Source organism: Streptomyces sp. P9(2023), from assembly GCF_032436795.1.
Lineage (GTDB): Bacteria > Actinomycetota > Actinomycetes > Streptomycetales > Streptomycetaceae > Streptomyces.
On record NZ_JAUPWM010000047.1, the window covers coordinates 42,340 to 53,053 of the forward strand.

13 protein-coding genes are annotated in these 10,714 nt (G+C 71.3%); 8 read left to right on the plus strand and 5 right to left on the minus strand.

Annotation, left to right across the window (positions count from 1 at the left end; all coding sequences use genetic code 11):
* Positions 1 to 182 precede the first annotated feature (182 nt).
* Positions 183 to 1,070, plus strand: coding sequence for an alpha/beta fold hydrolase (locus Q5762_RS33575; RefSeq protein ID WP_315896081.1), 888 nt, complete (start codon positions 183 to 185; stop codon positions 1,068 to 1,070).
* Here the strand turns inward: Q5762_RS33575 and Q5762_RS33580 are convergent.
* A complete protein-coding gene (locus tag Q5762_RS33580) occupies positions 1,067 to 2,083 on the minus strand; it encodes a lytic polysaccharide monooxygenase (RefSeq protein ID WP_315896082.1) in 1,017 nt (338 codons plus the stop codon). The two genes, Q5762_RS33575 and Q5762_RS33580, sit on opposite strands and share 4 nt — an antisense overlap.
* Positions 2,084 to 2,569: 486 nt before the next feature.
* On the opposite strand from Q5762_RS33580, the gene Q5762_RS33585 reads away from it, so the two are divergent.
* Positions 2,570 to 2,767, plus strand: a complete 198-nt coding sequence (locus tag Q5762_RS33585; protein ID WP_315896083.1) for a hypothetical protein — start codon at positions 2,570 to 2,572, stop codon at positions 2,765 to 2,767.
* On the opposite strand, the gene Q5762_RS33590 is transcribed toward Q5762_RS33585, so the two are convergent.
* Entirely contained in the window at positions 2,749 to 3,417 is a 669-nt protein-coding gene (locus tag Q5762_RS33590; RefSeq protein ID WP_315896084.1) for a response regulator, read from the minus strand. The genes Q5762_RS33585 and Q5762_RS33590 overlap by 19 nt on opposite strands.
* 121 nt (positions 3,418 to 3,538) lie before the next feature.
* On the opposite strand from Q5762_RS33590, the gene Q5762_RS33595 reads away from it, so the two are divergent.
* From Q5762_RS33595 to Q5762_RS33615, 5 genes are all read left to right on the plus strand, one after another.
* The gene (locus Q5762_RS33595; RefSeq protein WP_315896085.1) at positions 3,539 to 4,522 is read left to right on the plus strand and encodes a tripartite tricarboxylate transporter substrate binding protein; all 984 of its coding nucleotides are present in this window, start codon (positions 3,539 to 3,541) and stop codon (positions 4,520 to 4,522) included.
* Entirely contained in the window at positions 4,519 to 5,058 is a 540-nt protein-coding gene (locus Q5762_RS33600) for a tripartite tricarboxylate transporter TctB family protein (protein WP_315896086.1), read from the plus strand. The genes Q5762_RS33595 and Q5762_RS33600 overlap by 4 nt, the downstream gene beginning before the upstream one ends.
* Before the next feature lie 3 nt (positions 5,059 to 5,061).
* The gene (locus Q5762_RS33605) at positions 5,062 to 6,558 is read left to right on the plus strand and encodes a tripartite tricarboxylate transporter permease (RefSeq protein ID WP_315896087.1); all 1,497 of its coding nucleotides are present in this window, start codon (positions 5,062 to 5,064) and stop codon (positions 6,556 to 6,558) included.
* Positions 6,555 to 7,016 carry a GNAT family N-acetyltransferase gene (locus Q5762_RS33610; RefSeq protein WP_315896088.1) on the plus strand — a complete coding sequence of 154 codons (462 nt, stop codon included), beginning with the start codon at positions 6,555 to 6,557 and terminating at the stop codon, positions 7,014 to 7,016. The genes Q5762_RS33605 and Q5762_RS33610 overlap by 4 nt, the downstream gene beginning before the upstream one ends.
* Before the next feature lie 76 nt (positions 7,017 to 7,092).
* The gene (locus Q5762_RS33615; protein ID WP_315896089.1) at positions 7,093 to 7,509 is read left to right on the plus strand and encodes a DUF6299 family protein; all 417 of its coding nucleotides are present in this window, start codon (positions 7,093 to 7,095) and stop codon (positions 7,507 to 7,509) included.
* On the opposite strand, the gene Q5762_RS33620 is transcribed toward Q5762_RS33615, so the two are convergent.
* On the minus strand, positions 7,496 to 8,023 hold the full coding sequence (locus Q5762_RS33620; RefSeq protein ID WP_315896090.1) for a DUF402 domain-containing protein: 528 nt from the start codon (positions 8,021 to 8,023) through the stop codon (positions 7,496 to 7,498). The genes Q5762_RS33615 and Q5762_RS33620 overlap by 14 nt on opposite strands.
* Positions 8,004 to 8,924 carry a GNAT family N-acetyltransferase gene (locus Q5762_RS33625; RefSeq protein WP_315896091.1) on the minus strand — a complete coding sequence of 307 codons (921 nt, stop codon included), beginning with the start codon at positions 8,922 to 8,924 and terminating at the stop codon, positions 8,004 to 8,006. The genes Q5762_RS33620 and Q5762_RS33625 overlap by 20 nt, the downstream gene beginning before the upstream one ends.
* A 74-nt stretch (positions 8,925 to 8,998) precedes the next feature.
* On the opposite strand from Q5762_RS33625, the gene Q5762_RS33630 reads away from it, so the two are divergent.
* Positions 8,999 to 9,373, plus strand: a complete 375-nt coding sequence (locus Q5762_RS33630) for a GntR family transcriptional regulator (RefSeq protein WP_315896092.1) — start codon at positions 8,999 to 9,001, stop codon at positions 9,371 to 9,373.
* Positions 9,374 to 9,507: 134 nt separating this feature from the next.
* On the opposite strand, the gene Q5762_RS33635 is transcribed toward Q5762_RS33630, so the two are convergent.
* Complete coding sequence (locus Q5762_RS33635; RefSeq protein ID WP_315896094.1) at positions 9,508 to 10,611, minus strand: DUF5925 domain-containing protein; 1,104 nt, start codon at positions 10,609 to 10,611, stop codon at positions 9,508 to 9,510.
* Between the last annotated feature and the right edge of the window lie 103 nt (positions 10,612 to 10,714).

Here is a 10,714-nt window from a genome sequence, read left to right on the forward strand (position 1 = left end):
AAATGGTCTACGCGTACTGCGTGTTGACGAGAAGTCAGTTTTTACCGACGCGTAACTTCCCAGTCGAGGCTACTCGTGCGTAGCTTGGCTGGAAGCAGAGCATCCCCACTTGTGGTCCGGGCCGCAGGGCTAACTGCCGTCGTTCGTTTCTGATTTCCCTTGAGCCGCAAGGAGATCGCACGATGCTGCCCTGGAAACACGCGCTCAGAACGTTCTCGGTCCTGCTGCTGACCGCCGCCGCGACCCTCGCCCCCACCGCCTCGGCCCAGGCCGCCCCCACCCAGGCCGCCCCCACCCAGGCCGCCGCTGTCAGCCGGGGCTGGAACGACTTCTCCTGCAAGCCCTCGGCCGCGCACCCGCGCCCGGTCGTGCTGGTCCACGGAACCTTCGGGAACTCCGTCGACAACTGGCTGGGACTCGCGCCGTACCTCGTCAACCGGGGCTACTGCGTCTTCTCGCTCGACTACGGCCAGCTGCCCAACGTGCCCTTCTTCCACGGGCTCGGCCCCATCGACAAGTCGGCCGAACAGCTCGACGCCTACGTGGACAAGGTCCTCGCGGCCACCGGAGCCCCCGAGGCCGACCTCGTCGGGCACTCGCAGGGCGGCATGATGCCGCGCTACTACCTGAAGTTCCTCGGCGGTGCCGAGAAGGTCAACGCGCTCGTCGGGATCGCCCCCGACAACCACGGCACGACCCTCCTCGGCCTCACCAAGCTGCTGCCGTACTTCCCCGGCGTCGAGGACTTCGTCACCGACAACACCCCGGGTCTCGCCGACCAGATCGCCGGCTCCCCGTTCATCACCAAGCTCAACGAGGGCGGGGACACGGTCCCGGGGGTCACGTACACGGTCATCACGACCAAGTACGACGAGGTCGTCACCCCCTACCGCTCGGGGTTCCTCGACGGCCCCAACGTCACCAACGTCGTCATCCAGGACAAGTGCGCCCTGGACCTCTCGGAGCACGTGGCGATCGGGACCGTGGACCGGGTGACGTTCCACGAGGTGACCAACGCCCTCGACCCGGCCCACGCGACCCCGACCACCTGCGCGTCCGTGGTCGGCTAGCGCACCGCTCCGCGGCGGCCGCGCCGGGTCGCCCCGAAGAACACCGCAGCGCCGAGCGCCAGGATCGCGGCGCCACCCATCACGAGGTACGAGGTGGTGGCGTCGCCCCCGGTCTCGGCGAGCCGCTCGCCCGCGTCGGCGCCCGCGTCGGCGCCCGCGGCGGCGGGCGCGTCGGGGGCGGTGGTGGCGGCCGACTGGGAGGCGGCGGGTTCCTTCGTCGTCTGCCCGGAGGTCTCCGGCGCCGCGGCCGTCGCCTCCGCGCCGGTCTCGGCGTGGTCGTCGCCGTGCCCGCCCTGCTCGACGGTGGACTTGTCCTCCCCGTCCTTGATCTCCTCGTCGGTCGGCGCGGACGCGGTCGGGGCCGGCGTACCGGCGGAGTCCTTGCCGAACACGACGTCGGAGCAGGTGTAGAACGCCTCGGGGGAGTCGGAGCGCTGCCAGATCGAGTAGATCAGGTGGCGGCCGGACTTGTTCGGGATCGTCCCGTCGAAGACGTAGTCGCCGTTCTCCATCCGCGGGTCGGTCACCGTCGCGAACGGCTTCGGCTCCAGGTCCGACCACTTCAGCGGCTTCGAGGGGTCGTAGCCGTCCTTCGTCACGTACAGCTCGAACGAACCCCGGTGCGGGGCGGTCCCCTTGTAGCGGAAGGTGTGCTTCCCGGCGGCGAGCGTGCTGGCGGGCCAGTCGCCGCGGGCCAGGTCGAGACCGCGGTACTTGTCGTTGCCGGCGCTGCACAGCTTGCCGTCCGGGATCAGGTCGCGGTGCTTCCCGGCGGCGTTGGCGATGTTCACCGCGTTCCAGTCGTAGAACGCCTGCGCCCCGCTCGCCGCCATGGCCGCTTTGCACGCCGCCGATTTCGGGCTCTCCGGCCCCTCCGTATAACAGGCGGACACCCGGCTGACCGGATCCGTCATCGACCCGTGCGCCACGGCGGGCGCGGCGGCGAGCCCGGCGAACGCGATCGGCGCGACACCGAGAGCGAGGACGGCGGACGCGGTACGGCGAGCGGTCATGGTGAACAACTCCTTCGAGGGGGGACGTGCGTGGGGGTTGCTCAGCAAGCTAGCCGCCGGAATCCGCGAAATCGGCTGCAGGGAGGGCGTGACGGCGATCCTTATGGTCTCTTTAAGGAGCCGCTAAGCGGCACTCAAGGCGAGCGCCCCGGACCCCGCCCCGAACTGGCATCCGGATCATGGGCACAGCGGTCCTCACCATCGTCCTGGCTTCGCCGGCTACCTCGTCACGTACCTCAACGGGCTCCGACTGGCCCAGCGGCAGGAGCGACTTGCCCGCGTGAACCGTCAACTGGCTGATTTCCACGGACCGTTGTATGCACCCGCCAGCACGAACTCGCGCATGTTCGAGGAGTTCCTGAGCCGGTAACTCCCGGCCCGACGGGAAGTCGCCCTTCCGGGGCGGGACCCCGCCGACCGAGGAGGAGGAGACCGAGTGGCGGCTCTGGGCCACCACCGTCTTCCTGCCCGACAACCGCGCCATGCGTGACGTCGCACGTCGCCGGCTTCGAGATCACCGCCGCCCGCTGGGAGCGGGGCGATTTCACCGACCACCTCTCCGTGGTCGTGTTCCCCGCCGGGGCGATACACGCCCACGCCCGCGACGGCTTCGCCCGGCTCCAGGAGGAACAGGGCCGACTGCTCGGGAAGCGCAGGCTCCGCCGTCAGCCCAGCCGTCGGTAGCGCCGCTCCGGGCGGCCCGTCCCTCCGTAGCGGAGCGTGATCTCCACGCGGCCCGTCTCCCCGAAGTACTCCAGGTAGCGGCGCGCGCTGACGCGGGACAGGGAGCCCGCCTCCGCGCACTCCGTCGCCGACAGGCCCTCCGGGTGGGCCCGCAGGATGCCGTCCACCAGGTCCGCCGTGTGGGCGGCGAGGCCCTTCGGGAGCTCGCGCGAGCCCGGCGGGCGGGTGCCGAAGATCAGGTCCACGTCCTCCTGGCGCGCCTCGTCCAGCTCGTCCAGACGGCTCCGCAGCGAGGCCACGTGCCGCAGCTGCTCCTGCAGCGCGGCCTGGTTGAACGGCTTGATCAGATAGTGCAGTGCCCCCGCCCGCAGCGCCGAGCGGATCATGCCCGCGTCCCGCGCCGCCGTGATGAACAGGGCGTCCATCGCGAGACCGGAACCGCGCAGCTCGCGCAGGACGGAGATGCCGTCCATGTCCGGCAGGTAGATGTCGAGCAGGACGAGATCGGGGCGCAGCCGCTCGGCGAGGCGCAGTGCCTCGCCGCCGCTGTGTGCGACCCCGACGACGGAGAAACCGTCCACAGTCGACACATAACGGCTGTGCAGCTTCGCGACCATGAAGTCGTCGTCGACCACCAGCACCTTTGTCACGCCGACACGCTAGGTCGCGACCACAAGGACCACAACGTCCGTTGATTGCGGAAGAGAGACAGGTTCTTAACGCGCGGGCAACATGTGGGCCACTTCACACATCTATCGAGAGGCGGCACACGTGCGTCTGCGCACCCCCCTCGCCCTGCTCGGGGCCGCGCTGCTGGTGTTGGTGGGGCCGCCCCTGCTCTCCGCCGGCAGCGGCTCCGACACCGGCACCCAGATCCCCGGACTGCGGTTCATGGTCCCCAACACACCCGGCGGCGGCTACGACATCACCGCCCGTACGGCGGCGAAGAACGCCGAGGACGCCGGCCTGACCACCGACATCGAGGTCTTCAACCTGCCCGGGGCCGGCGGCACCGTCGGCCTGACCCGGCTCGTCGGCGAGCAAGGCAACGGCAAGGTCGCCATGTCCATGGGCCTCGGCGTCGTCGGCGCCGTCCACACCAACAAGACCCCGAAGACCCTCGCCGACACCACCCCGATCGCCCGGCTCACCATGGAGCCCGACATCGTCGTGGTCGGCAAGAACTCCCCGTACAAGACCATCCAGGACCTGCTCACCGCCTGGAAGGCGAACCCCGGCAAGCTGCCCGTCGGCGGCGGCTCCTCGCCCGGCGGTCCCGACCACCTCGCCCCGATGCTGATGGCCCAGGCCGCCGGCATCGCGCCGAAGAGCGTCAACTACATCCCCTTCGACGGCGGCGGCGAACTCCTCGCCTCCATCCTCGGCGACAAGGTCGCCTTCGGCGTCTCGGGCGTCGGCGAGTACCTCGACCAGATCGAGTCCGGCGAGCTGCGCCTGCTCGCCGTCACCGGCCCCGAACGCGTCCCCGACCTGGACGCCCCCACCCTGCGCGAGGCCGGACTCGACACCGAGTTCATCAACTGGCGCGGGATCGTCGCCCCGCCCGGTCTCTCCGACGCCGAGCGCGACAAGCTCGTCGGCCTCGTCACGGAGCTGCACGACTCCCCGCAGTGGCGCGAGTCGCTGAAGAAGAACGGCTGGAACGACGCCTTCCTGCCCGGCGAGGAGTTCGGCACCTTCCTCGCCGCACAGGACAAGCAGGTCGCCTCCGTGCTGAAGGAGCTGGGACTGTGACCACGACCACCGACGAACGACCCCCGGCCACCGACGAGCGTCGCGCTTCCTGGCTGCGCGAGCACTCCGAGCTCGGCGTCAGCGTCCTCCTCTTCCTCATCGGCGTCCTCGTCCTCACCGACGCCCTCACCATGACCGTCGACATCGCCCAGCGCGGCCCCGTCGGCCCCAAGACCGTCCCCCTCGTCGTCGGCACCGGCCTGCTCGTCGTCGCCGTCCTCCTCGCGATCGACGTGCTGCGCGGCGGCCGGGGCGAGTCCGAGGGCGGCGAGGACGTCGACCTCTCCGAGCCCGGTGACTGGCGTACGGTCCTGCTCCTGGCCGGGGTCTTCCTCGCCTTCGCCGTCCTCATCGGCCCGGTCGGCTTCCCCGTCTCCGGAGCCCTGCTCTTCTGGGGCGCGGCCTACGCCCTCGGCAGCCGCCACCTCCACCGCGATCCGCTGATCGCCGCCGGACTCTCGCTCCTCACCTATGTCGTCTTCAACAACCTGCTCGGCGTTCCGCTGCCCGGCGGCCCGCTGATGGGAGTGCTCTGACCCATGGACTCACTCAACTCCCTGATCGACGGCTTCGGTACGGCCCTCACCCCGATGAACCTGCTGTGGGCCGCCATCGGCGTGCTCCTCGGCACCGCGATCGGCGTCCTGCCCGGCATCGGCCCCGCCATGGCGGTCGCCCTGCTGCTCCCGGTGACGTACGGACTCGAACCGACCGGTGCCTTCATCATGTTCGCCGGCATCTACTACGGAGCCATGTTCGGCGGCTCCACCACCTCGATCCTGCTCAACACCCCCGGTGAGAGCGCGGCCGTCGTCGCCGCCATGGAGGGCAACCCCATGGCCAAGGCCGGCCGCGGCGCGCAGGCGCTCGCGGCGGCCGCGATAGGCCACTTCACCGGCGGCATGATCGGCACCCTGCTGCTCGTCGCGCTCGCCCCGACCGTCGCCGCGCTCGCCGTCGACATCGGCGCGCCCGACTACTTCGCGATCATGGTCCTCGCGTTCATCGCGGTGACCTCCGTCCTCGGCTCCTCCCGGATCCGCGGCCTCGCCTCGCTCCTCATCGGCCTCACCCTCGGCCTGGTCGGCCTCGACCAGATGACCGGCCAGCAGCGCCTCACCTTCGGCTCGCTCCAGCTCGCCGACGGCATCGACGTCGTGATCGTCGCGGTCGGCCTCTTCGCCATCGGCGAGGCCCTCTGGGTCGCCGCCCATCTGCGCCGTACGTCGGGCGAGGCCATCCCCGTCGGACGGCCTTGGCTCGGCAAGGACGACGTGAAGCGCACCTGGAAGTCCTGGCTGCGCGGCCCCGTCATCGGCTTCCCGTTCGGCGCGATCCCGGCCGGCGGCGCGGAGATCCCGACCTTCCTCTCGTACGTCACCGAGAAGCGGCTCTCCAAGCACAAGGACCAGTTCGGCAAGGGCGCCATCGAAGGCGTCGCCGGACCCGAGTCCGCCGCCTCGGCCTCCGCCGCCGGCACGCTCGTCTCCATGCTCACCCTGGGCCTGCCGACGACCGCCGTCGCCGCCGTCATGCTCGCCGCCTTCCAGCAGTACGGCATCCAGCCCGGACCGCTGCTCTTCGAACGCGAACCCGACCTGGTCTGGGGCCTGATCGCCTCGCTCTTCGTCGGCATGGTGCTCCTGCTCGCGCTCAACCTGCCGCTCGCGCCCCTCTGGGCCAAGCTGCTGCGCATCCCGCGCCCGTACCTCTACGCCGGCATCCTGTTCTTCGCCGCCGTCGGCGCGTACGCGGTCGGCGGGGAGGCGCTCGACCTGGTGATCCTGCTGGTCATCGGCCTGATCGGGTTCGGCATGCGGCGGTACGGACTCCCCGTCCTGCCCGCCGTCATCGGCGTCATCCTCGGCCCGGCCGCCGAACAGCAGCTGCGCCGCGCCCTGCAGATCAGCGACGGCTCGCTGACGGGCCTGGTCAACACCCCCTTCTCGGTGACCGTCTACGCCGTGGTCGTACTCCTGCTGGCCTGGCCCCTGCTGAAGAAGGTGATCGTCCGCCGCCGTAACGTGTCGGCATGACGCACGACATCCGCCCTGCTCTCCCGTCCGACGTGCCGGCGGTGAAGGCCGTGATCGACGCGGCCTTCACCCACTACATCGAACGGATCGGCCTCGTGCCGTCCCCGATGGAGGCCGACCACGGGGCGAACGTGGCGGCGGGGAGGGTGTTCGTCGCAGGCGACCCGGTGGTCGGTCTCGTGGTGGTGATCCCCGAGGCCGACCACCTCTATCTGGACACCGTCGCCGTCCACCCGGACGCCCAGGGCACCGGCCTCGGCCGGGCGCTCCTCGACTGGGTGGACGCGCGGGCGCGGGAGCTCGGTCTGGCCGAGGTACGGCTGCTCACGAACGCGATGATGTGGGAGAACCAGAAGCTGTACGAGCGGTACGGCTATGAGCTCGTCGAGCGCCGGGCGGACGGACCGTACGATCGTATGCACTACCGCAAGCGCCTCAACTCGCCCCCGATAGGGTGAGTTTCGGTCATTGGCTGGCCTGATCCGATATCCCTGGCGGGCGAACCACACCCCCCACCCCGAAGGGATTCCCCTGATGCGCGTCCGTCTCGCCCTCGCCGCAGGCGCACTCCTCGCCGCCACCGCCACCGCCGCCCATGCGGCCCCCGTCTCCGCCGACAGCCTCTCCGTCGACGCGTACGGAACCGTAGCCGCCGACGGCACGGTCACCCTCTCCGGCACGTACAGCTGCCTCGACGACAGCGCGGGCCCGGTCTTCGTCAGCAGCACGCTCGTCCAGGCGGACCGTTCCATCGGGATCGGCGGGACCCGCGCCGTCTGCGACGGCCAGGTCCACGACTGGTCCAACTCGGGCGTCGTGAAGGAGCCCGCCTACAAGGCCGGCGCGGCCCGGGTGAAGGCCACGCTGTTGCAGCTGACGCCCTCGGGCCCGCTGGGCGTGCCGACGCCGGGCTTCCTCGCGCTGGAGGAGTCGGACGTCATCCTCGGCTGACGTCGCTGACGTCGCTGACGTCGAGAAGCCGGACAAGCCCCTCACGGCCGAGGCGTTCGAGCTCGTCGAGGGCCTCGACGGCGCGGGCCGCCGCCTCCGGATCGGCGGCGGCCAGGCCGCTCGCCGCGAACTCGTCCTCGTCGAGCCGCAGCACCTCGCTGCCGTCCGCCGACACCCACAGATCCAGGTCCAGGTCCTCGACCACGATGGTGGAACCGGATCCGTCGACGGCGGCCGGTCGGGTGATGTCGCAGTACCAGCCCTTGAGCGACCCGTCCGAGGAGCGAACCTCCTTGACCGCGTACCAGCGGTCGCGCCAGTAGTGCTCCACGAAGACGTCACCCGGCTCGAACCGTACGAATCCGAAGTCCCGGACGCCCTCGGCGGCCCAGGGGGCGCGTACGGTGAGCCGGGTGCCGTCGTTGGCGAGGAGCCGGGCGGGGTACCGGATCTTGGTCCGCCCGGCTTTGACGAGCACGACCTCGACGTCGGCCTCAACCGAGCGCCCGGACATGACGCACCTCCGTCGCGCAGATCTCGTAACCGAACCACTTGTTGATCGCCAGCATCGGCCCGTTCCCGGCGTCGTTCCCGGTGAACGCCTCCGTACAGCCCGCCGCGCGGGCCCGGTGCAGGGCGTCGTTCTTGGCGAGCTTGGCCAGCCCCCGCCCCCGGAACGCCGGGTCGGTGCCGGTCATGCCGGTGCTGTACCGCCCCCGGCCGTCGGTCTGGGCGGCACTGAACGCGACGGGCCGGCCGTCGACCACCGCGACCGTGGTCAGCTCGGCATCGAACAGCGGATGCCGCCAGGTGGTCGCCAGCCAGTGCTCGTAGTCCGTCAGCTCGGCACCGACGTCGCCGGGCTCGTCGGCCGTGGTCAGCGCGTCCAGCAGGAACAGCGGCCGGGGATCGGCGGCGAACTCGGCGGCCGCGCGCAGTTCGACACCGGCGGGCGGCTCCTGGAGCGGCGGCAGCTCGGCCGTCGTCAGATCGAGGCGGAGGAAGTGCGCGGGACGGCGGGCCTCGTACCCGTGCCGTTCGGCGAAGGCGCGGAACTCCGATTCGTCCAGCACCCAGCTGTAGAGCCTGGTCGCCCCCTGCTCCGCGAGGTGCTCCTCGGAGGCCCGCAGCAGCAGCGTGCCGGCGCCGAGTCCCCGCTTCTCCGGGTGGACGTAGACGTTGACCGAGCCCACACCCGGCTCGGGCGCGTCGTGCGCGATGCGGAGCTGGGACGTGCCGACGATCTCCCCGTCGATCTCGGCGACGAGGGGCCGCGCGTGCGCGTCGGGATGGGCGTGCGTCCAGTCGAAGGCGACCTGGGCGCCGCTGGCGAGCATGTAGGGGAGCGCGGCGCGCCGGACGAGGGCGAAGTGTTCGGCGTCCTCGGGGCGTACGTCACGGACGATCACAGTCATGGTCCCGCACGCTATGTGGGGGAGTGGCGCGGCCGCCTCCCATTTTCGGCGGGGACGGGGGGAGAATCGGGGCCGTGACATTGCGAATCACCGTGGACACGGCTTCCTCGACCGCCCCGTACGAACAACTCCGCGCCCAGATCGCGGAACGCGCCCGCTCGGGGGCGCTGCCGGTGGGCTACAAGCTCCCGACGGTACGGGGCCTGGCGGAGGACCTCGGCCTGGCGGCGAACACGGTCGCCAAGGCGTACAAGTCGCTGGAGGCGGACGGCGTGATCGAGACGCGCGGCCGCCTCGGCACGTTCGTCGCGGCGGCGGGCGACGCGGCGGCCCGCCTGGCGGCGACCGCGGCGGCGACGTACGCGACGGAGGCGAAACGCCTGGGCCTCAGCCGCGAAGCGGCGACGGCGGCGGTGTCGGACGCGCTGCGGGCGGCGTACGGAAGCTGACTCCATCCACCGCCCCCCGTTGTGGGCAATCGTTCCGCAGGGCGGTGGGGGTCCCCCCGGACGGAGTCTGGGGGAGGGTGGGCACAACGCCACGACGAGCGGTGCCCGTTCCGGGGTCGTTCACCCCGTGCCCCCTAGAGGTACAGCCCCGCGTCCGGGGTCCTGGGCTCCGGGAGTCCGGGGGCCTGGGTCCCGCGACGCAGCGCGTACAGCTCCGCCAGCGTCGCGCCCTCGCGCCCCACGCCCGACTCCGTGCCCAGCCACCCCACCGCCTCCGCCCGCGTCAGACCGCCCACCTCGATCCGGGCCAGGCACCGGCCGGGGCGGACCACCGCCGGGTGGAGCCGCTCCAGGTCCTCGTTGGTCGTGACGCCGACGAGGACGTTACGGCCCTGCCCGAGCAGCCCGTCCGTGAGGTTCAGGAGCCGGGACAGCGCCTGCCCCGCCGTGTGCTTCGCCTCGCCGCGGATCAGCTCGTCGCAGTCCTCCAGGAGCAGCAGCCGCCACCGCCCCTTCGCCGAGCCCTCGTCCTCGCCGATCGCGATGTCCATCAGATAGCCGACGTCGTTGAAGAGCCGCTCCGGGTCCAGGACGCAGTCCACCTGGCACCAGTCCCGCCACGACCGCGCCAGCGTGCGCAGCGCGGACGTCTTGCCGGTCCCCGGCGGGCCGTGGAGCAGCAGCAGCCGCCCCGCGATGTCGTCCGGGGTGACCTTCATCAGCCGGTCCATCGCATCGGCCACCGGCGCCGTGTAGTTGGGCCGGACCTCGTCCCAGGTACCGGCGCTGATCTGCCGGGTCGTCCGGTGCGGGCCGCGCCGGGGTGACACGTACCAGAAGCCCATCGTGACGTTCTCGGGCTGCGGCTCGGGCTCGTCCTTCGCCCCGTCCGTCGCCTCCTTGAGGATCCGCTCCGCCAACTCGGGCTCCGTCGCGGTGACGGTGACGTCCGCGCCCCGGTTCCACCGCGAGATCAGCAGTGTCCAGCCCTCGCCCTCGGCGAGCACCGCGGCGCGGTCGTCGTCCTTGGCGGCGCGCAGCACCGTCGCCCCGGCCGGCAGCAGCGTCGCGTCGGGCTTCACCCGGTCGAGGGTCGTGCTGTGCGAGTGCGGCTGCTCGCCGGTGGTGAAACGGCCGAGGAAGAGCGCGTCGATGACGTCCGAGGGCGAGTCGCTGTCGTCAAGGGTGAGCCGAATGGGCAGCGCCCGCTCGGACGGCACGGACGGAACGGATGACATGGGCGCCCCGGAAGGCGCGGACTCCTCGGACAGAACGGACTCCCCGGCTGGCTTGGCAGACATGGGGGCCATGATCCGGCAACCGGGCATGCGGCGCACGGTG